This window comes from Devosia sp. Z6_126 (assembly GCF_058133495.1).
Genome location: NZ_JBYUNO010000002.1, coordinates 412975 through 436162, shown reverse-complemented (window position 1 = coordinate 436162; position 23188 = coordinate 412975). Strand labels below are relative to the sequence as shown.

At 63.8% G+C, this 23188-nt stretch carries 22 protein-coding genes; 8 read left to right on the top strand and 14 right to left on the bottom strand.

Features of this window, described 5'->3' with window-relative positions; genetic code table 11:
• Positions 1 to 5: 5 nt before the first annotated feature.
• Genes AC3YOG_RS09040 through AC3YOG_RS09030 form a run of 3 tightly spaced genes read right to left on the bottom strand, consistent with a single transcriptional unit; the run spans position 6 to position 3705 of the window.
• The gene (locus AC3YOG_RS09040; RefSeq protein WP_489934819.1) at positions 6 to 992 is read right to left on the bottom strand and encodes an ABC transporter permease; all 987 of its coding nucleotides are present in this window, start codon (positions 990 to 992) and stop codon (positions 6 to 8) included.
• Positions 989 to 2533 carry a sugar ABC transporter ATP-binding protein gene (locus tag AC3YOG_RS09035; protein WP_489934818.1) on the bottom strand — a complete coding sequence of 515 codons (1545 nt, stop codon included), beginning with the start codon at positions 2531 to 2533 and terminating at the stop codon, positions 989 to 991. Before AC3YOG_RS09035 ends, AC3YOG_RS09040 begins: the two co-directional genes overlap by 4 nt.
• A 56-nt stretch (positions 2534 to 2589) precedes the next feature.
• Entirely contained in the window at positions 2590 to 3705 is a 1116-nt protein-coding gene (locus AC3YOG_RS09030) for a sugar ABC transporter substrate-binding protein (RefSeq protein ID WP_489935262.1), read from the bottom strand.
• Positions 3706 to 3972: 267 nt separating this feature from the next.
• Here AC3YOG_RS09030 and AC3YOG_RS09025 point away from each other — a divergent pair, with 267 nt between their 5' ends.
• The 3 genes from AC3YOG_RS09025 to AC3YOG_RS09015 all read left to right on the top strand — a co-directional run bounded on the left by AC3YOG_RS09025 (position 3973) and on the right by AC3YOG_RS09015 (position 6215).
• Positions 3973 to 4620 carry a DUF2161 domain-containing phosphodiesterase gene (locus AC3YOG_RS09025; RefSeq protein ID WP_489934817.1) on the top strand — a complete coding sequence of 216 codons (648 nt, stop codon included), beginning with the start codon at positions 3973 to 3975 and terminating at the stop codon, positions 4618 to 4620.
• Positions 4621 to 4771: 151 nt separating this feature from the next.
• Positions 4772 to 5374, top strand: coding sequence for an SH3 domain-containing protein (locus AC3YOG_RS09020; protein WP_489890126.1), 603 nt, complete (start codon positions 4772 to 4774; stop codon positions 5372 to 5374).
• 232 nt (positions 5375 to 5606) lie between these two features.
• Positions 5607 to 6215, top strand: a complete 609-nt coding sequence (locus AC3YOG_RS09015; protein ID WP_489934816.1) for an SH3 domain-containing protein — start codon at positions 5607 to 5609, stop codon at positions 6213 to 6215.
• A 72-nt stretch (positions 6216 to 6287) separates the two neighbouring features.
• On the opposite strand, the gene AC3YOG_RS09010 is transcribed toward AC3YOG_RS09015, so the two are convergent.
• From AC3YOG_RS09010 to AC3YOG_RS08980, 7 genes are all read right to left on the bottom strand, one after another.
• Complete coding sequence (locus tag AC3YOG_RS09010; protein ID WP_489934815.1) at positions 6288 to 7913, bottom strand: MFS transporter; 1626 nt, start codon at positions 7911 to 7913, stop codon at positions 6288 to 6290.
• A gap of 144 nt (positions 7914 to 8057) precedes the next feature.
• Complete coding sequence (locus AC3YOG_RS09005; protein WP_489934814.1) at positions 8058 to 8747, bottom strand: alpha/beta hydrolase; 690 nt, start codon at positions 8745 to 8747, stop codon at positions 8058 to 8060.
• Between the two features lie 117 nt (positions 8748 to 8864).
• Entirely contained in the window at positions 8865 to 9635 is a 771-nt protein-coding gene (locus AC3YOG_RS09000) for an ABC transporter ATP-binding protein (protein WP_489934813.1), read from the bottom strand.
• Positions 9632 to 10399, bottom strand: a complete 768-nt coding sequence (locus AC3YOG_RS08995; RefSeq protein WP_489934812.1) for an ABC transporter ATP-binding protein — start codon at positions 10397 to 10399, stop codon at positions 9632 to 9634. Before AC3YOG_RS08995 ends, AC3YOG_RS09000 begins: the two co-directional genes overlap by 4 nt.
• A gap of 10 nt (positions 10400 to 10409) precedes the next feature.
• Positions 10410 to 11558 (bottom strand): branched-chain amino acid ABC transporter permease, encoded by a 1149-nt coding sequence (locus tag AC3YOG_RS08990; RefSeq protein ID WP_489934811.1) that lies wholly within the window; start codon positions 11556 to 11558, stop codon positions 10410 to 10412.
• A gap of 1 nt (position 11559) precedes the next feature.
• Positions 11560 to 12588, bottom strand: a complete 1029-nt coding sequence (locus tag AC3YOG_RS08985; protein ID WP_489935261.1) for a branched-chain amino acid ABC transporter permease — start codon at positions 12586 to 12588, stop codon at positions 11560 to 11562.
• Positions 12589 to 12753: 165 nt separating this feature from the next.
• Entirely contained in the window at positions 12754 to 14112 is a 1359-nt protein-coding gene (locus AC3YOG_RS08980) for a substrate-binding protein (RefSeq protein WP_172123042.1), read from the bottom strand.
• A gap of 179 nt (positions 14113 to 14291) precedes the next feature.
• Between AC3YOG_RS08980 and AC3YOG_RS08975 the strand changes: the two genes are divergently transcribed.
• The 5 genes from AC3YOG_RS08975 to AC3YOG_RS08955 all read left to right on the top strand — a co-directional run bounded on the left by AC3YOG_RS08975 (position 14292) and on the right by AC3YOG_RS08955 (position 19649).
• Positions 14292 to 15914, top strand: a complete 1623-nt coding sequence (locus AC3YOG_RS08975; protein WP_127752759.1) for a helix-turn-helix domain-containing protein — start codon at positions 14292 to 14294, stop codon at positions 15912 to 15914.
• Positions 15915 to 15967: 53 nt separating this feature from the next.
• Entirely contained in the window at positions 15968 to 16351 is a 384-nt protein-coding gene (locus AC3YOG_RS08970; protein WP_127752760.1) for a response regulator transcription factor, read from the top strand.
• 13 nt (positions 16352 to 16364) lie between these two features.
• The gene (locus tag AC3YOG_RS08965; RefSeq protein ID WP_489934810.1) at positions 16365 to 16571 is read left to right on the top strand and encodes a hypothetical protein; all 207 of its coding nucleotides are present in this window, start codon (positions 16365 to 16367) and stop codon (positions 16569 to 16571) included.
• Complete coding sequence (locus tag AC3YOG_RS08960) at positions 16571 to 19270, top strand: ATP-binding protein (RefSeq protein ID WP_489934809.1); 2700 nt, start codon at positions 16571 to 16573, stop codon at positions 19268 to 19270. The genes AC3YOG_RS08965 and AC3YOG_RS08960 overlap by 1 nt, the downstream gene beginning before the upstream one ends.
• 118 nt (positions 19271 to 19388) lie before the next feature.
• A complete protein-coding gene (locus AC3YOG_RS08955) occupies positions 19389 to 19649 on the top strand; it encodes an SWIB/MDM2 domain-containing protein (protein WP_127752763.1) in 261 nt (86 codons plus the stop codon).
• A gap of 45 nt (positions 19650 to 19694) precedes the next feature.
• Here AC3YOG_RS08955 and AC3YOG_RS08950 read toward each other — a convergent pair whose 3' ends face one another.
• The 4 genes from AC3YOG_RS08950 to ugpE are packed head-to-tail and all read right to left on the bottom strand — an operon-like array spanning position 19695 to position 23180.
• Positions 19695 to 20477, bottom strand: coding sequence for a DeoR/GlpR family DNA-binding transcription regulator (locus tag AC3YOG_RS08950; RefSeq protein ID WP_172124921.1), 783 nt, complete (start codon positions 20475 to 20477; stop codon positions 19695 to 19697).
• Between the two features lie 6 nt (positions 20478 to 20483).
• Positions 20484 to 21230, bottom strand: a complete 747-nt coding sequence (locus tag AC3YOG_RS08945; RefSeq protein ID WP_489934808.1) for a glycerophosphoryl diester phosphodiesterase — start codon at positions 21228 to 21230, stop codon at positions 20484 to 20486.
• A 46-nt stretch (positions 21231 to 21276) separates the two neighbouring features.
• Positions 21277 to 22329, bottom strand: a complete 1053-nt coding sequence (locus tag AC3YOG_RS08940) for a sn-glycerol-3-phosphate import ATP-binding protein UgpC (RefSeq protein ID WP_489934807.1) — start codon at positions 22327 to 22329, stop codon at positions 21277 to 21279.
• 2 nt (positions 22330 to 22331) lie between these two features.
• Entirely contained in the window at positions 22332 to 23180 is an 849-nt protein-coding gene (gene ugpE / locus AC3YOG_RS08935) for a sn-glycerol-3-phosphate ABC transporter permease UgpE (protein ID WP_489934806.1), read from the bottom strand.
• Positions 23181 to 23188: the final 8 nt, after the last annotated feature.

Genomic DNA, 23188 nt, shown 5'->3' with positions numbered 1-23188 from the left:
CGGCCTCACGAAAACAGGTCGAGCCGGTTGCGAACCTGGAACAGCCGGGCCGAACCGAGCGACACCGCCAGCAGCAGCACAATGCCCTGGAACAGCGGTTGGTAAAGCGGATCAAGATCGAACACGAACAGCAGATCGCCGATGGCGCGGAAGGCGAGGGCGCCAAAGATCGCGCCGATCGCCGAGCCACGCCCGCCAAACAGCGACACCCCGCCCAGCACCACCGCGGCGATGGCATAGAGCGTGTAGGTGTTGCCGTTGGAGAGCGAGGCCTCGCCCGAATAGGTGAAGAAGGTCAAAAAGATCCCGCCAATCGCTGCTAGGAGGCCCGAGAGCACATAGGCAAGGAACTTGGCCCGCCGGATCGGCATGCCCGACATATAGGCGGCCATCTCAGCCGACCCGACCGCATAGGCGGCGCGCCCCAGCACCGAGCGCTGGAATGGCACCCAGATCACCAGCACGACCCCGAGCAGCACGACGAGGCTCGTCGGGACAACGCCGAACAAGCGCCCGGTGAGCGCGTCGGCCAAGCCGGAGTTGAAGTTGGGGTCGGAGCCGGGAAAGGGTCGCAGGATCAAGGCAACGCCGAAATAGACCGCCCCCGTGGCGATAGTCGCGACGATGGGCTGCAAGCGCCCGAAGATCACGATCAAGCCATTGATCGCTCCGCAAGCCAAGCCCACCAGCAGGGTAGCACAAAGCCCCAGGCCCGTTTCCCAACTCGTGCCGCCCAGGAGATAGGAGGCGACGCAATTGGCGAGAATGAAAATCATCCCTACCGAGAGGTCGATCCCGGCAGTCAGCACCACAAAAGTCTGCGCCATCGCGACGAAGGCCAGCAAAACGCCCTTGTTGGCCGCGGTCTGCACCACATTGGCGGTAAACCCCGCGGGGTGGTTGGCGACATAGAGCGTGAACATCGCCACAAAGATCAGCAATGCCATGAGCGTGCCGCGCTGGGCAGCTAAATAAAAGCGCCAGTCCCTCATGCTTGCGCCGGCGCGCCGGCCTCCCTCGTCATTTGCACGTTGAGGGCGCTGCCGATCAGCGCGCGCTCGGTGATCTCCTCGCCCACCAGTTCGCGCTTGATCGCGCCGTCATACATCACCAGCACCCGGTCGCAGCAGCCGATCAGCTCGTCATAATCGGTGGAATAGAGAATGATCGCCGCGCCCTCATCCGCCAGCTGCCGCAACAGCTGGTAGATTTCCTGCTTGGTGCCCACATCGATGCCGCGGGTGGGGTCGTTGAGGAGGATGATGCGCGGCTGCCCCATCAACCATTTGGCAATCACCACCTTTTGCTGGTTGCCGCCCGAAAGCGCTCCCACCGGCACTTCGGTGCTGGCCGTTTTGATCGCCAACAGCTTGATCATCTCGTCGGCCGCCCGCCGCTCGCCCGCCTTGTCGATGATGCCGGCATGGGAAATGCGGCTCATGCTCGCCAGGCTCAGGTTTTCCAGCACCGACATCGGCAGCATCAGCCCCTCGGTCTTGCGATCCTCGGGGATCAGCGCCATGCCGACCGGCGGCGCCTTGGCCGCGCGCGGCCCGGTGAGCTTTCGCGCTTGCCCGTCGATCAGGATTTCGCCGCCGGTGCCGCGCAACACCCCGAAGAGGGCGAGCAGCAATTCGCGCTGCCCCTGGCCGTCGAGCCCCCCGAGCCCGAGCACTTCGCCGGGCCGCACACCAAAGGAGATGTTGTTGAGCCGATCGGTCCAGGCCAGGTTGCGCACCGCCAGCACGGGCTTGACCGAAGCGGGCAGGGGCGCCGGCTTGGGCGGAAACACATTGGAATATTCCCGCCCAATCATCATCTCGATGACTTCGCCATCGCTGCGCGTGCCCGCCGCAAAACTGGCGACCTTGCTGCCATTGCGAAACACCGTGCAGGTATCGGCGAGTTCGGCGATCTCATGCATGCGGTGCGAAATATAGAGCAGTCCCAGCCCCTCGCTGCGCAACCGCTTGAGCACGCCAAACACCTTGGCGACGTCAGCCGCCGTCAGCGCCGAAGTGGCTTCATCCAGGATCAGCAGCCGCGGCTTGCGCGCCAGCGCCTTGGCGATCTCCACCAATTGCCGGCGCGACAGCGGCAAATCCTTGATCAGCGCCAGGGGATGGATGCCCTCGGCCCCCGCCCGGGCCAGGGCCGCTTCGGCCAGCCGCCGCTGCTCGCGCCGGTTGATCAGGCCAAAGCGCGTCGGCGGGTTGGCCGCAATGATGTTGTCGGCCACCGAAAGCTCGGGGATCAGCGAGAGTTCCTGGAAGATGCAGACGATCCCCGCCGCATTCGCCGCCCCCGGATCGGGAAAGCTCACCGGCCGGCCATCGAGGAACATCTGCCCTTCGTCGGGCGCCACCACCCCCGACATGATTTTGATCAGCGTCGACTTCCCCGCACCGTTTTCGCCGAGGATGGCGTGCACGCGCCCGGCCTCGACCACGAGGTCGGCCTTTTCCATCGCCCGCACGCCACCATAGCGTTTGGATATCCCTTCCATGCGAAAGAGCGGAGCGGTGTTGTCCATGTCACCCCCAAGCCATCGACCAGGAGCGGGAGCCCGAAGGCCCCCGCGCCAGGCACTTACTGATTGCCTTCGGTTTGGCTCATGATTTCCTGCGCGCTGAAATTGATGCCGCAGGTGGGGAAGGAGTTGCCGACAAAGAAGTTGTCGGATTCGGCGGTGTAGAAATTGGTGCCGTCAACGAAGTTGGGATCTTCGGTGATGTCGAGCGGCAGATTGATCGCCTGCGGGATCACCTTGCCGTCGAGCGCATCGATGGCGGTCTTGATCGCCACCGCGACCTGCGCTGGACCCGACCCCGCCGAGGAGCATTTGAGGCCATCGGCCGAATATCGGGCGCAGAACTTGCGGAAGCCGTTCTCGGTTTCCCCGCCAAAGGGCACCATCGGGTGCTTGGCGTCGAGCATCGCCTGCACCACGCCGGTATCGCCGCCCTGGGCGGTAATGCCGTCGAACTGGCCATGCACGGCAAAGGCGTCGGCCGCGGCTTTCTGGGCCACGCCATCGTCCCACTTGCCCACGACCTCGACCACCTCAAACGTCTTGCCCGAATTGGCGAACACTTCATGGATGCCGTTATGGCGATCGGTATCGACCGAAGTGCCGGCGACCCCGCGTACTTCCAGGATCTTGCCACCCTCGGGCAGGTGCTTCACCAGCCAATTGCCCCAGAGCTCGCCCAGACCCTTCTGGTCAACATTAACGTTGATGGCGTCCTTGGTGTCGAGCGTATTGTCGAAGGCCACGAGGATCACCCCGGCATCCTTGGCGCGCTTGATCACCGGCGCAAAAGCCTGCGGGTTCTGCGCGTTGACAACCACGGCGTCGTAGCCGGAATCGATGAAATTGTTGATCGCCGAAATCTGCGCCGCCACGTCCTCGCCGGTGGAAACGACCTTGAATTCCTCCAGCCGCTCGGCGACCTCGGGCTGCGCCGCGTAGGCTTTGGCCGTCTGGATCATCTGGATGCGCCAGGTATTGGCGACATAGCCATTGGCCAGTGCAATACGATAGGGCCCGGTTTTGGCCGGGAACTGGAAGAACTGGGTGTCTTCCGTGGTGGGCACATAGCATTGCGCGTCGTCGGCCGGGCCCTCGACGATCTCGGGCTGCGCGGCAGTCAGCCCGGTCGAAAGCAGCAAGACGCCAATAGCCACCGAAGTGGTGCGTAGCATGTTCATTGTCTCCTCCCAGAGAACTTTGGCTTGCGCAAAGGTCGGGGTCTCGGCGGCCGGGTTGTTGTGCACTGGTTCGCCAGCATCCACCCGTTTCCGCTCGCCCCGGAGGCTTGCGCAGAATCATGCTAACATGCCGTTTTGGGGCCTGCGAGCCCCCGTGAGCGACATTTGCAACACGAGCCGCCCCCGCGTCTTTCGCCCTCATCCGGGCCCGCGGGACGTGCTGCCGCGCTGCCCATGTCCCGGTAATTCAACAGCGGTGCCATGCCCGAAAGCGACCTTTATCCCCCCCTCAAACGCTTCATGGAACAGCGGGGCTTCACCGTCAAAGGCGAGGTCAATGGCTGCGACCTCTTGGGTGTGCGCGAAGGCGAGCCGCCCGTTCTGGTGGTCTGCGAGCTCAAGCTGAGCTTCAATCTTGAACTCGTGCTGCAGGGCGTGGATCGCGCCCCCGCCTGCGACGAAGTCTGGCTCGCCGCGCGCCTGTCCAAGGCGGGCAGGGGGCGTGAGGCCGATGCGCGTTATCGCAATCTCTGCCGCCGCCTCGGCTTTGGCCTGCTCGGCGTCTCGACCTCGGGCGCGGTCGAGGTGCTGGTGGCTCCCTTTGCCGCCACCCCGCGCCGCAACCCCAAGCGCCGCTCGCGCCTCCTTGACGAGCATCGCCGCCGCATCGGCGATCCCAACAAGGGCGGCGGCAACCGCCAGCCCATCATGACCACCTACCGGCAGGATTGCATCGCCTGTGCCCAGGCCATGCTGGCCGGTCCCCAGTCACCCAAGCAGCTCCGCACCATCGTCGATCGCGCTCCCATCATCCTGCGCCGCAATGTCTATGGCTGGTTCGTGCGTGAAAGCCGGGGCGTCTATGGCCTGACCGAGCTTGGTCGCTCATCTGTTTCACCGGCCGACTAGGGGCGACGCCCGAACCACATTCGTCAAGTTTGCCTGCCGCGCAGCGAGGGAACAAGCCGGGCCGTGCGCCGTTCATCCGCCGTTCACCTCATTAGGCGCTTTGTGCGCTCAGGGCGGTATCGCCCCCCAAACTTAAAAGGACATCGCGGCAATGAAATCAAAATTGCTAAGGGCTGCCTTGAGCAGCATCATGCTGGTAGGCATGGCCGGAGCCGCACTTGCCGCGCCCGCTATTGCCACCGCCAACGTCAATGTTCGTTCCGGTCCCGGGACCGATTACTACGCTGTCGATACCCTGCGCCGTGGTGATCGCGTTGATGTCGAAGGTTGTCGCGCCGGCTGGTGCTATATCGAGACCCGCCGCACCGAGGGTTGGGTTTCCTGGCGCTACCTGGCCGAACGCAACCGTCCCTCGCGTCCTGCCACCGTGTTCCAGTTCGATTTTGGTGCGCCCCCACGTTGGGAAGCCCCGCGCCATCGTCCAGGGCGTGACTGGGACGGTCCGCGCCGCCCTGATCGTGACTGGGACGGCCGTGGGCCTGGCCGCGGTGACGGCCGTGGTGACGGGCGCGGCGATGGCCCGGGTCGCGGTGATGGCCGTGGCGACGGTCCGGGGCGTGGCGACGGCCGCGGTGATGGCCCAGGCCGTGGCGATGGTCCGGACCGCGGCAATGCCGGTCCTGATCGTCCGCGCGATGACGGCGCCAAGTGCACTTTGGGCATGCCCAACTGGCCCAACTGCGACCGTAGCTAAGAAGCAAAACAGCCGCGCCCCACTCGGTGGCGCGGCTTTTTCGTGCCTCTTGCACATAGCAGGTGATCCGCTGCTAACCCGCTGATTTACAGCATATTTTCGCTTCATTCTTATCAACCATCGGTGACGGAACAGGCTTCACGCCGCCGCCATTAATGCTGGTGTCGACCTCACGAGGCGCCGCTTGCGCCAAGGGCGCAAAGCGCTCGTAACCAAAGAGGACACTCCGGCAATGAAATCGAAATCGCTACCCGCCGCCTTAGGCGGCTTGATGCTCTTCGGCATGGCCGGAGCTGCACTTGCCGCGCCCGCCGTGGCGACAACAAACGTCAATGTTCGAACCGGACCTGGGACCAACTACGCGCCAGTCGCCGTCCTGCGGCAAGGGGATCGCGTCGAGGTCGATGGCTGCCGCCGCGGCTGGTGCTACGTCGAAACCCGGCGCACCGAAGGCTGGGTTTCCGGCCGTTATCTGGCCGAACTGCGGCGCCCCAGGGTGCCCGCGACGGTGTTCAGCTTCAATTTCGGCCCGCCGGATTGGAATCCTCCCCGGCCGCCGCCACGTCCTCCGGGCCCTCCTCCGGGACCGCCTCCCGGTCCTGGACCCGGACCTGGACCTGGACCTGGACCTGGACCCGGACCTGGACCTGGACCTGGACCTGGACCTGGACCCGGACCTGGACCTGGACCTGGACCTGGACCCGGACCCGGACCCGGACCCGGACCCGGACCCGGACCCGGACCTGGCTCGGACGGTGGCCCACCACCACCCCCGCCGAACTCCGGTTCAGGCTCCGGAGGCAATGGGGGACCGCCCCTGCCACCGCCGCGCATCGACTAAGAACTCTTCCACAAAATCGCACAGGAGCCGCGCCCGTTCAGGACGCGGCTTTCTTGCATAAGCCTCGGAAACTCAGATCTGGGGGCCCGGCCGCATCGGCATGTCGTCGGTCAGCGGCACGGTTTGCCGTTCGATCAGCCGATGCACCAGTGGTGGGTTCTCCCCACGATGCAGGGCGCGCAGTTTCTCGAGATTGTCGGCATCGGCCTTGGTGCGGCGCATATTGTGGCGCACATAATCGATCCAGGTCGGCACATGGTAGGTTTCGGTCCAGATCTCGGGCTTTTCGAGGTCCCGCAACAGCGCCCACTGTCGGGCCCCATCGCGCCGGCGAATGCGGCGGCGCTCATTCATCAGCGCGAGGAACTCTTCCACGTCTTCCTGGGCGATTTGGTAGTCGACCATCACCATCACTGGCCCGCTGCGGGGGCGTAATTCCAGTCGGAGCACCGGCTCGTTGAACTTGTTGAGCGGCGTCAGATCGCGCGAGCTGAACTGGGGCAGGGGCAAGACGAACCCGATCAGCGCGCAGCCGAGCAGGGCGAGGGCCGCGCTGGCCAGCGACCAGTCCGGACCCGACAGATCGGCAACGCTCCCCCACAGCCAGCTTCCCGCCGCCATGCCGCCGAAGGTTGCGGTCTGGTAGAGCGACAACGCCCGCCCCACCACCCAGCGCGGTGTCGAAAGCTGGATCGAGACATTGAACAGCGACAGTGCCAGCACCCAGCTCGCGCCCGCAGGCAGCAGCGCCAGGTGGCTGAGCACTGGTTGCCGGCTGAACCCCAGCCCCGCGCAGCTCAGCGCAAATACCACGCAGGCGATCCGCACAATGGTTTCATTGCTGTAGCGCTCGCGGATTGCGCCGTTCAGAAACGCGCCGCCAATCGCCCCCAGGCCGAAAAAGCCGAGCAGGCTGCCATAAACAAAGGCGCCACCCCCCACATATTCATTGGCCACCGAAGGCAGCAGCGCCAGCACCGAAATAGCCGCCAGCCCGAACAGCAACCCACGAAAGAGGACAATGGTCAGGTTGGGAGATAGCGACACATAGCGAATGCCCGCCCACATCGCGCTGCCAAAGCGCTCGCGCGGCAGCTTGGTGTTGAGCGGCGGCGATTTCCAGCGCCCCAGCGCCACGATCAGCGGCAGATACGAAACGGCATTGAGCGCAAACGCCGCGGCTGCCCCGGCAATGGCCACGATCAGCCCCCCAATCGCCGGTCCAACGCTGCGCATCATGTTGAAGCCGACGCTGTTGAGCGTCACCGCGCCTGGCAGGTCCGAGCGCGGCACGATATCGCCCATTGAGGCCTGCCAGGACGGATTGAACAGGGCCGTGCCGCAGCCGATCAGGAAGGTGAATGTCAGCAGCAGCCAGGGATTGAGCAAGCCAAGATAGCCCATCACCGCCAGCGCAACCGACACCAGCGCCATGCCGCATTGGGCAATGATCATCACCGTGCGCCGGTCGAAATTGTCCGCCAAGGCACCCGCCGCCAGCGAAAAGATCATGATGGGCAAGGTGGTCGAGGCCTGCACCAGCGCTACCATATTGTGGGAGTCTGTGAGCGTGGTCATCATCCAGCCGGCGCCAACCGACTGCACCAGCCCGCCAAGATTGGAGGCGAGCGTTGCCAGCCAAAGCAAACGGAAGGTCTCGTGCCGGAAGGGAGCAAGCACGGACGCTCGTTCAGACATACCAGTTCCTTTTCATGCGCCTGGTGATGGAACACCACCGCGGCCAACAGGTTGCGGGCCCAACTTGCCTGCAACATTGCTTCAAATCGGCAGCCTCAGCGCCTCGAGTCGCTGCTCGATCCGCTGCTGCCGCACCCAACCTCATCAAGGGGTGAGGAACAAGTCCAATGCCGCCTTTACCGCACTGCTGGGCACGATATGCCCGCCCGTAAACTCGTCATACCGAACCTCATAGCCGCCCGCTTCGAGGGTGGGCACAATGCGGCGACTGCAGCGCTCGACCGGCAGCACATTGTCCTGGCGCCCATGGGAGATAAAGATGCGGGGCTTGCCCTCCTCACGGCTGGGGGCGAGAAAACCCGGCGAGAACGCGAGGACTGACCCGAACAACTGCCCATTGCTGAGCCCAAGGCTCAAGGCATAAGAGGCACCGTCGGAAAAACCCGCCACGGCAACACGCTCGGGATCCACCGCGAAAGTGCTGAACACCGTTGCCAGCGCCTCGTCGATCTGCCGGACATCTGGTCCGTACTGATGCGCGATCACATCCCAAGTCGGGGCGCGCGATTGCGGCGCCAGGATCAGGAATTTGAACGCGTCGGCATGCTCCTGCAGCACCGGCAAGATATCCGATGCGGTCCCGCCGGCACCATGCAGCAACACAACGAGCGGGACCGGTGCCTGCGGCAAGTTCGTGGGAACAAACAGCACCGGCTGCCGCTCGCCTTCACCCAAAGGCCAGATGCGGCCCGCATGGGGCGGATGGGATTGGCGCTGGGGAGAGGGCTGGGCACTCAGAACCCCCGCGCGCCAGAGTTCCTGAGCTGTGGGCATGGCAAAACTCCTTGCCCCTCCAACTTCGACGCGCCGCCGCGGTTCCCCGGTGTAATCCTCGGCAGGCTCAAACAGCACTCGCGAGCGACAGAGTCCTGCCGGCGCGCCTTATAGTGCCTAAATCGCCAGATATTCGTGCCGGAGTTCGGCATTGTCGAGCACCTCTGCCGCCGTACCGCTGAACACCGTTTCCCCCGTATCAAGGATCACCGCCCGGTCCGCCAGGTTCAGCGCCGCAATCGCATTCTGCTCCACAATGATCGTCGTGATCCCCAGCGGCTTGATTGAATGCAGGATCCGTTCGATCTCCTGCACGATCACCGGAGCCAAGCCTTCATAAGGCTCATCGAGCAGCAGCAGTTTTAGGTCACGCGCCAGCGCCCGCGCGATCGCCAGCATCTGCTGCTCGCCGCCCGATAGCGTCACGCCCTCCTGCTTGCGTCGCTCCGCCAGGCGCGGAAAGCTCTGGTAGATTTGCTCGAGGCTCCAGCCATTGCCGGGCGCCACCTTGGCCAATGTAATGTTTTCCTCGACAGTCAGCCCGGCAATGATGCGCCGGTCTTCGGGTACGAGCTGAATACCGGCGCGGGCAGCCTGGAACGACTTCATCTGGTGGATGGGCTGACCATCCAGCCAGATTTCGCCCTGCCGCAATTGCGGATTGTCGGTCCGAGCAATGGTGCGCAGGGTCGAGGTCTTGCCCGCGCCATTGCGCCCCAGCAACGCCAGGATCTCGCCCTTGCGGACATCGAGCGACACGCCCTGGACGATATAGCTTTCGCCATAATAGGCGTGCAGGTCGCGCACGGAAAAGAATGGGCGGGTGGTTTCCACCGCCGCGGCTTGGGCAACGCGCGTTTTTTGTCCCTCGAGCGTGATCGTACTCATGCGTGCGCTCCCCCCAGATAGGCTTCCTGAACTTTAGGATTGCCGCGCACCTGGTCGGGCGTGCCATCGGCGATGATGCGACCTTGCGCCAGCACCGAAATCTTGTCGGCCAACGAAAACACCACATGCATGTCGTGCTCGATAATCACCTTGGTCATGCCCCGCGCCTTGATCTTTTGCAGCAGCTCGATCGTGGTATTGGTGTCGTGCCGGCTCATGCCGGCAGTGGGTTCATCGAGCAGCAACAGGCGGGGATGCTGGATCAGGCACATCGCCAGCTCCATGCGCCGCTTGTCGCCACGGCTCAGGCTTCCCGCCGCCATCTCGCGCCGGCTATGCATGCCGACATCCTCCAGCATGTGCTCGGCCTCGTCGCGGATGGCCGTTTCGCTGTCGAGCGAGCGCATGAGGTTGAGCTTGAACGCGCCATCGCGCTTGGCCAGCGCCGGGATCATCACGTTGTGCAACACGCTGAGATCGGCGAAGATCTCGGGCGTCTGGAACACCCGGGCGATGCCGAGCTGGTTGATCTGATAAGGCTTGCGCCCCGTCAGCACCGCGCCATCGAACACCACTTGGCCGCTCGAAGGTGCGAGCTTGCCGATGATCACATTGAGCAGAGTCGATTTGCCCGCGCCATTGGGCCCGATAATGGCGTGGGTCTGGCCTTCTTCGACCTGCAGGTCGATATCAGCGAGGGCATGCAGGCCGCCAAAATGCTTGTGCACATCGGCGACGTGGAGAACGACATTGGGTGTGGTCATGGGGGCGTCCTCATTCAGCCGGTTGCGCTTGCCGGAGGGGCTTGCCAGGCACGGTGGGCGAGGGACGTGAGCGGTTGAACAACCCAGCGATCCGGCGCACCCCTTCCATGATCCCGCCGGGCAGGAACACGACGATCAGCACGAACACGAGCCCCAGGGTCAGGAACCAGCCTTCCCCGACGAACTTGCTGGTGACCGTCACGAACCCGTCTGCAACCCCGTCAGGCAGGAAACCAAAGAAGCGGCGCAGCACCGAGTCATTGATCGCCGAAAAGATGTTCTCGAAATATTTGATCAGCCAGGCCCCGATCACCGGACCGACAAGCGTGCCCGCGCCACCCAGGATGGTCATCAGCACCACTTCGCCCGAGGCCGTCCACTGCATGCGCTCGGCGCCGGCCAGCGGATCGGTCACTGCCAGCAATGCCCCTGCGAGCCCCGCATACATGCCCGAGATCACGAAAGCCGCCAGCGTATAGGGCTTGGTGTTGAAGCCGGTATAGTTCATCCGCGTCTGGTTGGACTTGATCCCCTTGAGCATCATGCCAAAGGGCGAGCCGGTGATGCGCTGGGCAAGGAAGAACGCCAGGATCAAGAAGCCCGCGCAGAAGTAGAAACCGGCAAACCCACCCAGCGACTGGCCCAGCAGCGTCGGCACCGGCTGACCAACACTGCTCTGCCCCATCGCAGCATCAAGATGGCGGGGATCGCCCAGCGTCAGCTGCAGCCCGGTTTCACCATTGGTAATCGGGGTCAGCACGGAATAGGCGAGGTTATAGCTCATCTGCGCAAAGGCGAGCGTAAGGATGGAAAAGTAGATGCCCGACCGCCGCAGGCTGACATAGCCGATCAGGAGCGCAAACACGCCCGAGACCACGATGGCAAACACCAGCGCCGGGATGGCATCGAGGCTCAGCAGCTTGAACGACCACACTGCGGCATAGGAGCCGACGCCGAAAAACGCGGCATGCCCGAAGCTGAGATAGCCCGTCAGCCCGAAGAGGATGTTGAACCCCACCGCGAAGATGGCAAAGATCATGAAGCGTTGCAGCAGATCGGGATAAGCGGCGCCAAAGGGCTGCATCCAGATCGGCATCAGCAGCACGGCCGCCGAAAAGCCCAGAAACAGCAGCAGGTCGTTGCGGAACATGGCGCGCATCTCAACCCTCCATCACGCCACGGCGGCCAAACAGCCCGCGCGGCAATACCAACAGGATCACGACGGCAACCAGGTAGATGATGATCTGGTCGATGCCGGGAATAAGGGCCTTCACCTGCGTCATCGAGGCAAAGGATTGCAGGATTCCGAGCAGGAACCCCGCGGCCACCGCGCCCGGCAGGGAGCCCATGCCACCCACGACCACGACCACGAAGCTGAGCACGAGGAAGTCCATGCCGATATGGTAGTTCGGTGGCAGCAGCGGCGTGTACATCACCCCCGCCAGCCCCGCGACCACCGCGGCGAGGCCGAACATGATGGTAAAGCGCCGGTCGATATCGATCCCCAGCAGCCCCACGGTTTCGCGGTCCGCCATCCCGGCACGCACCACCATCCCAAAAGTGGTGAACTGCAGGAAAGCAAACACGGCGCCGATGATCGCTGCCGAGAACAGGAAATAGATCAGCCGCCAGATCGGATAGGTGATCACATTGGCCTGCATGCCCAGCCACGCCCCGATATCGGCAGCACCGCGCAGATCGGTGGGCATCGGCTGGGGAATGGGGTTGGGGCCGAAAAACGCCTTGATCAATTCCTGCGCCACGATGGCGAGCCCAAAAGTCACAAGGATCTGCTCGGCATGCGGGCGTTTATAGAAGTGCTTGATGATGCCGCGCTCGAGCGCCACCCCGATCACCAGCATGATGGGGATGGTGACGATGATCGACACCGGCACTGAATAGTTCACCAGCACCGCGCCCCAATCGCCGAACCAGGCCTGCACCAGCGGCTCTCGCACTTCGAGCGGCGTGCCCCAGGGCGAGAGCTTGGTGGGGTCGACCGTTACTGTTTCGAGCGTCAGGAACTGCCGGAACAGCACGGCACAAAAGGCCCCCAGCATGAACAGCGCGCCATGGGCGAAGTTGACCACCCCCAGCGTGCCGAACACCAGGGTGAGCCCCAGCGCGATCAGCGCGTAAGCGGCGCCCTTGTCGAGCCCGTTGAGGAACTGCAGGAAAATCACGTCGATCATGGTCTGGTTCTCGAACTCGGCGGCATCCGCAGTAGCCCTCATGGTGAGCCTGTCGAACCACGAGGACGTGGCAGTGGCGCGCTTCGCCCGTCAACAGGCTTTGGATGAGCTCTTCTGAACAAAAAACCCGCGCCACGGGGGGAGTGGCGCGGGGAAACTTGGCTAAGCGCAGATCGGCGCCGGCTCGGCCGGCCCAAGATCGCCGCCGAACATCGCTGGATCGTAAGCCACATCCGCGCGCGGGATTTCCTGGACGATGTTGAGCACGTCGAACTGGCTGGTCGGGCTTTGATTGCCCTGCACCACGAGCACGTTCTTGATGCACTGGTGATCTTCAGCGCGGTAGAGCGTCGGGCCATTGCCCATGCCGTCAAACTCGAAGCCTTCCAGCGCCGCAATCACTGCTGGCGGATAGAATGTCCCGGCACGCTCCACCGCATCGGCATAAAGCAGCGCCTGCACATAGGCGGTGTGCGCGGCCTGCGATGGCGGGGAGCCATAGGCGGCGCCGAACGACTTGGTGAAGGCCTGCGTCCCGGGGTCCTGCAGGTTCCAGTGCCAGTTGGAGGTGCCGAAAATGCCCTTGACGCTTTCGCCGGCGCCCTTGGCCATCAGCTCGGAAATCAGCGGCGTGACGATCTGGAAGTCCTTGCCATTGGCCTGCCGGTCGCGCATGCCGAACTGCACCGCCTGGGTCAGCGAATTGACCATATCGGTGCCGTAGTGGTTGAGGATCAGCACATCGGCGCCCGAATTGAGAATCGGCGTCAGATATTGGCTGAAATCGGCTGCGCCCAGTGGCGTGCGCACCGCCTGCACGGTTTGCCAGCCCAGCGCTTCGGTGGCGTTCTTGATCGATTCTTCCTGCGTCCAGCCCCAGGTATAATCGGCGGTCAGGTGATAAGCGCGTCGGTCGGCGCCATATTCCTGGCCCAGCACCGGGGCTAACCCCACGCCAGATTGATAGGCGTTGAAGAAATGGCGGAAGCCGTAGCGGCGCTTGTCCTTGCCGGTAGTATCGTTGGAATGGGTGAGGCCCGCCATGAAGATGACGCCCATTTCCTGGCACAGGCCCTGCACGGCAATGGCTTCGGCCGAGGACGAGCCGCCCGTGACCATGATGGCGCCATCGCGCTCGATCATGCGGGTGGCGCCGGCGCGGGCCACATCGGCCTTGGTCTGGCTGTCCGAGGTCACGAACGCGACCTTCTTGCCCAAAATGCCATTGCCCTTGAGTGCGGTGGGCTTGAGCATGGCCACGAGCCCACCGTCGCCTTCGCCATTGAGGTGCTTGACGGCCAGTTCATAGGCCTTCTGCTCGTCCGCGCCCTCTTCGGCGTAAGCGCCGGTCAGCGGCAGGTTGAGCCCGAAGGTGACGGTGTCGCCCGTGGGATTGTTGCAGAATTCCTGCGCCCAGGCGCCGCGGGTGAAAATGGCTGGGGCGACGCCCGTGGCGATAATGCCGGCCAGGCCGGTCTGCAAAACCCTGCGGCGGGACAGGCCACGCTTGAGAAGTGTCATTGGTGTTCCTCCTTTTGGCGCGGGGCAACTGATGCATAGCCAGCCGCTCACCGCCGGGGAATATTTCCACCTCAGTAAAACGACAGCAATAGTGCATTGTTATTGCAGCGCTATTCTGTAAATTGTTGATCAGGCTGGGCCGATAACCAGTCAATCAATTTACAAGGGGAGGGGAGGGCATGCGGGCGCCGATCGGGTTTCGCATCAGCAACCGGCGGAAATCGCTCAAGATTTCGCAGGCAGCCCTGGCCCGCAGCCTTGGTATTTCGCCGAGCTATTTGAACCTCATCGAAAACAACAAGCGCGACATCGGCGGGGCGCTGCTGAACCGCGTCGCAGCCCAGTTGCAGATCGATATCGATGAACTCGCCGGGCGCACCGAGCAAAAGCTGCTCCAGGAGCTCGAGGAAGCCCATGCTGACCCCTTGCTTGAGTCGCTGCCGTTCCGGCCCGACGAGCGGCGTGAACTCGTCGCCCAATATCCCGCCAGCGCCACCGCTCTCGCGCGGCTGCATCGCGCCTATGCCACCGCCCAGTCCAATGCCGATGCCTATGCCGATCGGCTGCGCTCGGACCCCCTGTTGGGCGAATTGCTCCACCAGATCCTATCGGGCATCACCGCCGTGCGCTCCAGCGCCGAAATCCTTGAAGATGTTGGAGACCTCGACGAGTCAGAGCGCCGCCAGTTCCTTGCCGCCATTAGCCGGGAAGCGCGCACCCTTTCGGAGGTCGCGCGCAACCTCATCGGCCAGTTCGAAACCGCGAGCGAAAGCCGGCGCAGCGGCTCGCCGGCGCGTGAAATCGACGATCTCATTATCGAGCAGCACAACCATTTCCCGCTGCTCGAAGAGGCGGCCGAGCACTTGCGGGCCCAGCTCGAGCGCGCCGGCTCCTTTGGCCCCGCCACCCTGACGACCCTGCTCGCCACCCACTTCGGCATTGAGGTTACGGCTGGCGGCCCGCCTCCGGAGCCAGGCTTTCCCGGTCAATACAGCTTTGACGCCACAACGCGCCGGATGTGGTTTGCCGGCGCCTCCACCCTCGCCACCCGCCAGTTCCAGCTGGCCCGCCTGTATGGGGAGCTGGCCGCTCCCGATGCCATCGCGCTCACCCTGCAAAATGCGCTGCTATCCACGCCCACAGCCCGGCGCCTCGCCGCCCGCGCCGCCGGCTCCTATCTGGCCGGGGCCATCGTTTTCCCCTATGGGCAGATGCTGCAGCGCGCCGAAAGCTGCGCCTATGACCTCGATCACCTCCGCCAGAGCTTCAACGCCAGCTATGAGCAGGTCGCCCATCGCCTCGTAACCCTGCGCCGGCCGGGGCAGGAGGGGATCCCCTTTGGCTTCCTGCGCTCCGATCCGGCCGGGCGCCTCACCAAGCATTTCCCCTTGCCGGGCCTGTTGCTGCCAAATAGCGGCCATGCCTGCCCGCTTTGGGCCATCTATGGCGCCTTCCGGACCCCTGAGGCGCTGCTCCGCCAGGTCGTTCGCTTCTCCGATGGCTCCCGCTACCTGTTCCTTGCTCGCACGGTGCAGCGCCGCGCCGGTTCCTTTCGCGAACAACCCGCTATCTCCTCGGTGATGCTGGCCTGCGACGTGCTCCATGCCGACCGCACGATCTATGGCGCCGGCCTCGATCTCTCCAATCCAGCCGCCGATATTCCCGTCGGCCCCGCCTGTCGCCTTTGCACCCGGCGCGACTGCGCCAGCCGGCAGGAAGAACCTCTTGCCCCCGGCGGCAGCACGGCTCCGGATCGCGCGCCCTTGCTGCCACACCAGTTTGGCCTTGGCGATCCGGCGTGATTGCGCTTTAGTGCATGAACTTGCGGAGGGGAGACCGCGGGTAAGGGGGGACTTTGACAATCGATATTGTCATTGCCGAGGATGAACCGAGCATTCTTGAATCGCTCGATTTCATTCTGCGGCGCGCCGGCTGGACCATCAGCGCCGTCACCGACGGCGATGCGGCGCTCGAGGCGGTGCGCCGCCTGCGCCCGCGCATCCTGGTGCTCGACGTCATGCTGCCCAAGCGCTCGGGCTTTGAGGTGCTCAAGCATATCCGCGCCAATGCCGATACCGAGCACCTGCCGGTGCTGATCCTGACCGCCAAGGGCCAGCAGCAGGACCGCCGCATTGCCGCCGAACTGGGCGCCAGTGATTTCGTCACCAAACCCTATGCCAATGCCGAGGTGGTGGGCGCGGTCAGGCAATTGCTGGGCGAGCCCGGTGGACCGCTCTAGGCTAATCCCGGCCATGCTGGTGCTCACCATACTGGGCGCCATGCTGATGCTGCCCCCGCTGGTCTATGTGTTCAACCAGGACATCGCCCATTTCGGCATCCCCCAGATCGTCTTTTACCTGTTCGCCCTTTGGCTGGCCCTGATTATCGGCACCGCCTTGCTCGCCGGCGCGCTCCCGCCCGAGCCGGCCGACCCCGATGCCGGCGAGGGTGAACGCTGATGCTGTCGGCCGATTTCGTGATCGCCACGGCTATCGGCTATGTCGGACTGCTCTTCGTGCTGGCCTATCTGGGCGATCGCCGCGCCCGCGCCAACCAGCGCTCGTTCCTCCATTCCCCCGCTGTTTATACCCTCTCCATCTCGGTCTATTGCACCAGCTGGACCTTCTACGGCGCCGTCGGCAATGCCGCCCGCAGCGGCCTCGAATTCCTCACCATTTATCTCGGCCCCACGCTCGTTTTCGTGGGCTGGTGGTTCCTGCTCCGCCGCCTCGTGCGCATCAGCCACCACCAGCGCATCACCTCGGTGGCCGATCTGCTGTCCTCGCGCTTCGGCAAATCCAACCGGCTTGCCGTGCTCGTTACCTGCATCGCGGTGGTCGGCATCGCCCCCTATATCGCGCTCCAGCTCAAGGCGGTGACCTCGTCCATCCAGGCCGTCGCCGGGTCCTCCGAGTTCGGGCAGGGGAGCCTCGCCGGCATTGATGATGTCGGCCTCGCGCTCGGCATCGCGGCGGGCATGGCGCTCTTCACCATCCTTTTTGGCACCCGCCATGTGGACGCCAAGGAGCAGCACCACGGCGTTGTCGCCGCCATCGCTTTTGAAGCCGTAGTCAAGCTCGCCGCGCTCCTGACCGTTGGCATTTTCGTGGTTTATGTCGGTGGTGGCTTCGAGGCCATCTTCAGCCGGGCGGCCGAGTTGGGCGTCGCCGTTGATGCTGCCAACACCTTCGATAGCCGCTGGCTGACGACGCTCGCCCTTTCGGTCGCCGCCATTGTCTGCCTGCCCCGGCAGTTCCAGGTCACCGTGGTCGAGAACTCCGACGAGAACCATCTGCGCGTCGCGAGCTGGGCCTTCCCCGCCTATATGCTGTTGATGAGCCTCTTCATCCTGCCCATTGCGGTGTTCGGGCTCACCACCATGCCCGCAGGCTCCAACCCCGACATGTTCGCCCTGACCCTGCCCATGGCCTTTGGCCAGGATGGCTTGGCGCTCCTCGCCTTTATCGGCGGCTTTTCCTCCGCCACCTCGATGATCATCCTTGAGTCCATTGCCCTCTCGATCATGGTCTCCAACCACATCCTCATGCCCCTGATCCTGCGCTTCAGTGCCGGCAGCAGCGGGGACGGGCAGGGGGTCACGACGCTCCTGCTCAATGCCCGGCGCGTCTCGATCGTGCTGATCTTGTCGCTGGGCTTTTTCTACTTCTTCTTCACCCGCGACTCCGACGCCCTGGCGCCGATCGGCCTCATTTCCTTTACCGGCATTGCCCAGTTCTTCCCCGCCGTGCTCGCCGCCCTGTTTTGGCGCGAAGCCTCGCTCAAGGCCGCGACCTCTGCCATCGCGCTGGGCTTTGTCTTCTGGGTCTGGTGCAGCTTCCTGCCGTCCTTCCAGTCCGTTTCCCCGGCGGTCGCCATGCTCCTCGCCCACGGGCCTTGGGGCATATCCTGGCTCCGCCCCGAGGCCATGTTCGGGCTGGATGGCTGGGACCCGCTGGCCCATGCGGCCTTCTGGAGCCTCACCGTCAACGTCCTCACCCTGACCATCGTCTCGCTCCTGACCCGCCAGTCAGCCCTCGAGCGCATTCAGGCGAGCGTCTTCCTCGATGTATTCAAGCGGGGCCAGCACGCCCGCGGCAATTTCGTGCTCGGCTCGGCCACGGCCAACGATCTCTACTTCGTCGCCGAACGCGTCCTGGGCGAGCGCCGCGCCGCCGCCCTGTTTGAAACCGCCGCCCGTGAAGCCGGCGTTGGGGCAGACCAGCTTGATCCCACCCCCGAATTCATCGGCCGGCTCGAGCGGGAGCTCGCAGGCTCCATCGGCGCCGCTTCCGCCCATGTGATGCTCTCCAAGGTCGTCTCGGGCAGCGACATTTCGCTGGAGGAAATGATGCAGATGGCGGACGAAACCCAGCAGGTCATCGAATATTCCCAGCAGCTCGAGCTCACCTCCGCCGAGTTGCGTTCCACCGCCCGCCAACTCGAAGACGCCAATGGCCGTTTGCGCGAACTCGATATCCGCAAGGACGATTTCCTCAGCCAGGTCAGCCACGAAGTGCGCACCCCCATGACCTCCATCCGCTCCTTTTCCGAGATCCTGCTTGAGGAGCCCGACATCAGCGAACGGCAGCGCCAGCATTTCGTCGGCACCATCCACCAGGAATCGCTGCGCCTGACCAAGTTGCTCGACGAAATCCTCGATCTCAGCGCCCTTGAGCGCGGAGAACGCGCCTGGGAAAACACGCCCACCGATCCCCAGGCGGCGCTCGATCGAGCGCTGGTGGTGTGCGAAGCCGCCCTGCGCCAGCATGGCGTCCGGCTCGAATTGGGCGAGCGCGCTCCCGCCGCGCTGGTCGAAGGCGACACCGATCGCCTCTGCCAGGTCTTCATCAATCTCATCATCAACGCCATCCGCTACAACAACGCGCCCGCGCCCGTTGTGCGGGTGCAAACCGTTGTTCGCTCAGGCAGTTACGCCGTCGAGGTGGTGGACAACGGCCCCGGCATTCCCACCGAGGAGCGTACGCTCATTTTCGAGAAATTCAGTCGCGGCAAGCGGGGCCTCACCGAAAAAGGCGGCGCCGGCCTTGGCCTTGCCATTTCCCGGCAAATCGTTGAGCGCATGCACGGCACGCTCGAACTCGTCGATGGCCCCTTGCCGGGCGCTTGCTTCCGCGTGCAGCTGCAACTAGCTTGCTGATCCGGTGCTGAGGGACAAACCGCCCAATACTGCGCCCTTCTGACCTATTCTGCCTATTTTGAACAATATCGCTTATCCATCGTTTATGCCGAACGCTGACACATATTGGAGCTGATGAATGGCCGAAAAGAAGGCGAACTCCGGACTATCCAAGCCTGTGGAGGTCGGTCCCGACCTGGTGCCGATTGTCGGCAAAGGCCCGATGTCCCGCCCTGACGTAACCAAGAAGGTCTGGGAATACATCAAGAAGAACGACCTTCAGGACCCCCAGAACAAGCGCAACATCAAGGCCGATGACAAGCTCAAGACCGTGTTCGGCGGCAAGGATACCGTCACCATGTTTGAGATGACAGCCCTGGTGTCCAAGCACCTCGGCTAGTTCTTCCGGCGGGCCGACCGTTTTCGCGGGGCCCAGCCATTCCGATCAGGCCAGAACCTCGTCGCACAGCACCACCTGGGTGCCGAAGGCGCCGAGGCTCTGCGCCACCCCGCCGTCGGGCAGCCGGTCCGTGAACAGGCAGGTAATCTTGCTGAACGGCACCACCTTGACCGCCGCCTCGCGCGTCCACTTGCTGGCATCTGCCGCCAGAAAACTCAGACGCGAATTTTCCACCAGCGTTGAGGTGATCTGCGCCTCGCTATAGCTGAAGTCCAGCACCCCATTGCTGGGATGCAGGGCGCCCGCGCCGATCACTGCATAGGACGCATAGAACTTCTCGAAAAACCGCAGCACATCGGCGCCCACCACGTCGCGGTCATTGTGCCGCAACAGCCCGCCGGTGAGATGCACCTCGATCTGGGATGCATTACACAGCGTCAGCGCCACATCGATATTGTTGGTGACCACGGTGACCCCCTGGTGCTCGCGCATCGCCTCGGCCACATATTGCACCGTACTCCCAATGCCCATGAACACGGTTGAGCCCGGCTCGATCGCCGCCGCGATACGCTTGCCAATGCGTTGCTTGGCGCCGCTGTTCTGCGCCACCCGGGCATGCACCGAGATATTATGGGCTTCCACCGGCACATCGGCGCCGCCATGGAAGCGCCGGGCAAAGCCCAGATCGCAAAGTGTGTTGATGTCGCGGCGGATTGTTTGCGTCGTCACGCGGTAGCGGGCAGCCAGGGTCTCGATATACTGAGCCCCTTCGGTTTCAATGCGAGCAAGAATGTCGCGTTGTCGGCCCGACAGCATGTTCAACCCCATCACGCACTAGCCTAGAAACACCTTCGGGTCGTCGGTGATCACGCCGGTTAGCCCCGCGGGCCAGAAGGATGCCAGGACCGCGGGCTCGTTGACCGTCCAGGCCCGCACCTTGACGCCGCGCTCGCGCGCTTGTTCCAGAAAGCCGATGCTGAGCGCCTTGTAGTCGAGATGCACGCTGCTTGCCGGAATGGCCGCGAGTTGCTCGGCCCAATCGGCGGGCAGCTTGCTCCACAGCATTGCTAGCTCCATCTCCGGGAACAGCCGATGCATTGCTGCCAATGCCGCGGGGTCAAAGCTCGAAATCATGATCGGGGGCAGGGCAGGGCACCCCTCGATGGCGCTTTGCACAGCTCCGGTCAGTTGCTCGAGCGAGCGGTGGTGCTTGTGCTGCTTGATCTCGATATTGGCGCCAACGCCAAGCTCGCCCAGCACCGCCAGCACTTCTTCCAGTGTCGGGATGCGCTCGCCTTTGAACGCGTCCCCGAACCGGGCGCCGGCGTCGAGTTCGGCCAGCGCAGTGCGGGTCAAGGCGCCCAGCGAACCCGTGCCCGTCGTGGTCCGGTCCACGCTGTCGTCGTGGATCACCACCAGGGTGCCGTCCTGGAGCAGGGCCACGTCCAGCTCCACCCACTTGGCGCCCTGGTCGGCGGCAGCCCGAAAGGCGGCAATGGTGTTCTCGGGGGCCGCTAGTGAGGCGCCGCGATGGGCCTGCACTTCGTCCCGCTGCGGGCCGTTAGGGGTGCTGTTGGTCATGCGCGTTCCTTCTGCGGTCGTCCTGGTCCGCTGCCTCGCCTGGATCTCAGGCGAGGGCGTCTGTGCGCCGACCCGTGCTGCTGTTGAACGGGTGGATCAGCGAGGCGGGGGCATAAAGCTTGATCGCCGCCCCTTCGACCAGCTGCGGCCGCCCGGGCACCCGCAGAATCAACGTCTGGTCCGCCAGGCGCACATGCAGGTGGCTTTCGCCACCCACGGGCTCAAGCAGTTCAACCACGGCATCGAGCACGATGGTTTCGCCCGCGGGCTTTTCGATCACCAGCTGGTCCGCGCGTAGGCCGACAATGTCGGTGTTTGCCGGCAGATTGCCCAGGTGGAAGCCTTCGGCGCCGGCCAGGGCCGCGATGGGGATCAGGTTCATCGGCGGCGAGCCAATAAAGCTCGCGACAAACAGCGTTGCCGGGCGGTCATAAACCTCAGTCGGCGTGCCGATCTGCTCGACCAGCCCGCCATTCATCACCACCAGCCGGTCGGCCAGGGTCATGGCTTCGAGCTGGTCGTGGGTCACATAAAGGCTGGTGGTCTTGAGCCGGCGCTGCAGGCGGCGGATTTCCACCCGCATCTGCACGCGCAGCTTGGCGTCGAGGTTCGACAGCGGCTCGTCGAACAGGAACGCGGATGGCTCGCGCACAATGGCGCGGCCCATCGCGACGCGCTGGCGCTGCCCGCCCGACAATGCCCGTGGCTTGCGGTCGAGCATTGGCCCGATCTCGAGGATATCAGCGGCTTCCTTGACGCGCCGGTCGATCTCGGCGCGCGGGGTGCCGCGGTTCTTGAGCCCGTATTCCAGGTTTCCACGCACCGTCATATGCGGATAAAGCGCGTAGTTCTGGAACACCATGGCGATGTCGCGCTCGGCAGGCTCGGCCTTGACCACATCGCGGCCATTGATCTCGATCCGCCCGGAAGTGACGGTTTCCAGCCCGGCCACCATGCGGAGCAGGGTGGATTTGCCGCAACCGGAGGGGCCGACCAGCACGATCATCTCGCCATCGGCGACACTGAGATTGATGCCTTTGACCGCCATGACATCGCCGCCATAGCTCTTTTGCAGGTCGACTAGGTTGATGGTTGCCATATCTATTTTTCCGTTTCGACCAGGCCTTTGACGAACAGGCGCTGCATGAGAAGGATAACGAGCACTGGAGGGAGCATGGCGAGCATCACCGCTGCCATGACGAGGTTCCAGTACGGATCGGTGTCGGCACTGGCCGCGAGCCGTTTGATGCCCATGACGATGGTGTAATAGCCGGTGTCGGTGGTCACCAGCAGCGGCCACAAATACTGCACCCAGCCATAGATGAAGAGGATCACGAATAGCGCGGCGATATTGGTCCGGCTGAGGGGCAGCAGGATGTCGCGGAAGAACTTCATCGGACCCGCGCCATCCACCCGCGCCGCTTCCATCAGTTCATCGGGAATAGTCAGGAAGAACTGGCGGAAGAGGAACGTCGCGGTCGCCGAAGCGATCAGCGGAATGGTGAGACCGGCATAGCTGTTGAGCATCCCGAGATCCGCCACCACCTTGAAGGTGGGCATGATGCGCACTTCCACCGGCAGCATCAGGGTGATGAAGATCATCCAGAAGGCGAGCAGGCGGAACGGGAACTTGAAGTAGACGATCGCATAGGCCGAGATGATCGAGATGGCGATCTTGCCGATGGCGATGGTCAGCGCCATGATCGTGGAATTGATCAGCATCATCCAGACCGGCGGCGCCCCGGCCGAAGACAGGCCGTTGGTGAGCATCCGCGCATAATTGTCGATCATATGCGGCCCGGGCAGCATGGGCGCCAGCCCACGCGAGAACGCGTCCGCGCCATGGGTGGATGCGATAAACGCCAGGTACACCGGGAACGCCACCACGGCAACGCCGACGATCAGCAGCAGATGCGTCAGGATATTGAGGATAGGCCTGTTTTCGACCATGACCGGCC

What these genes read in the sequence shown, in the direction of transcription:
- AC3YOG_RS09030 (WP_489935262.1), bottom strand. Translation starts at nt 3,705, where the DNA reads ATGCTACGCACCACTTCGGTGGCTATTGGCGTCTTGCTGCTTTCGACC.
- AC3YOG_RS08975 (WP_127752759.1), top strand. Translation starts at nt 14,292, where the DNA reads ATGCGGGCGCCGATCGGGTTTCGCATCAGCAACCGGCGGAAATCGCTC.
- AC3YOG_RS08965 (WP_489934810.1), top strand. Translation starts at nt 16,365, where the DNA reads ATGCTGGTGCTCACCATACTGGGCGCCATGCTGATGCTGCCCCCGCTG.
- AC3YOG_RS09040 (WP_489934819.1), bottom strand. Translation starts at nt 992, where the DNA reads ATGAGGGACTGGCGCTTTTATTTAGCTGCCCAGCGCGGCACGCTCATG.
- AC3YOG_RS08950 (WP_172124921.1), bottom strand. Translation starts at nt 20,477, where the DNA reads ATGGGGTTGAACATGCTGTCGGGCCGACAACGCGACATTCTTGCTCGC.
- AC3YOG_RS09020 (WP_489890126.1), top strand. Translation starts at nt 4,772, where the DNA reads ATGAAATCAAAATTGCTAAGGGCTGCCTTGAGCAGCATCATGCTGGTA.
- AC3YOG_RS09010 (WP_489934815.1), bottom strand. Translation starts at nt 7,913, where the DNA reads ATGTCTGAACGAGCGTCCGTGCTTGCTCCCTTCCGGCACGAGACCTTC.
- AC3YOG_RS08955 (WP_127752763.1), top strand. Translation starts at nt 19,389, where the DNA reads ATGGCCGAAAAGAAGGCGAACTCCGGACTATCCAAGCCTGTGGAGGTC.
- AC3YOG_RS08945 (WP_489934808.1), bottom strand. Translation starts at nt 21,230, where the DNA reads ATGACCAACAGCACCCCTAACGGCCCGCAGCGGGACGAAGTGCAGGCC.
- AC3YOG_RS08995 (WP_489934812.1), bottom strand. Translation starts at nt 10,399, where the DNA reads ATGACCACACCCAATGTCGTTCTCCACGTCGCCGATGTGCACAAGCAT.
- AC3YOG_RS08940 (WP_489934807.1), bottom strand. Translation starts at nt 22,329, where the DNA reads ATGGCAACCATCAACCTAGTCGACCTGCAAAAGAGCTATGGCGGCGAT.
- AC3YOG_RS09000 (WP_489934813.1), bottom strand. Translation starts at nt 9,635, where the DNA reads ATGAGTACGATCACGCTCGAGGGACAAAAAACGCGCGTTGCCCAAGCC.
- AC3YOG_RS08960 (WP_489934809.1), top strand. Translation starts at nt 16,571, where the DNA reads ATGCTGTCGGCCGATTTCGTGATCGCCACGGCTATCGGCTATGTCGGA.
- ugpE (WP_489934806.1), bottom strand. Translation starts at nt 23,180, where the DNA reads ATGGTCGAAAACAGGCCTATCCTCAATATCCTGACGCATCTGCTGCTG.
- AC3YOG_RS09025 (WP_489934817.1), top strand. Translation starts at nt 3,973, where the DNA reads ATGCCCGAAAGCGACCTTTATCCCCCCCTCAAACGCTTCATGGAACAG.
- AC3YOG_RS09005 (WP_489934814.1), bottom strand. Translation starts at nt 8,747, where the DNA reads ATGCCCACAGCTCAGGAACTCTGGCGCGCGGGGGTTCTGAGTGCCCAG.
- AC3YOG_RS09035 (WP_489934818.1), bottom strand. Translation starts at nt 2,533, where the DNA reads ATGGACAACACCGCTCCGCTCTTTCGCATGGAAGGGATATCCAAACGC.
- AC3YOG_RS08990 (WP_489934811.1), bottom strand. Translation starts at nt 11,558, where the DNA reads ATGCGCGCCATGTTCCGCAACGACCTGCTGCTGTTTCTGGGCTTTTCG.
- AC3YOG_RS09015 (WP_489934816.1), top strand. Translation starts at nt 5,607, where the DNA reads ATGAAATCGAAATCGCTACCCGCCGCCTTAGGCGGCTTGATGCTCTTC.
- AC3YOG_RS08980 (WP_172123042.1), bottom strand. Translation starts at nt 14,112, where the DNA reads ATGACACTTCTCAAGCGTGGCCTGTCCCGCCGCAGGGTTTTGCAGACC.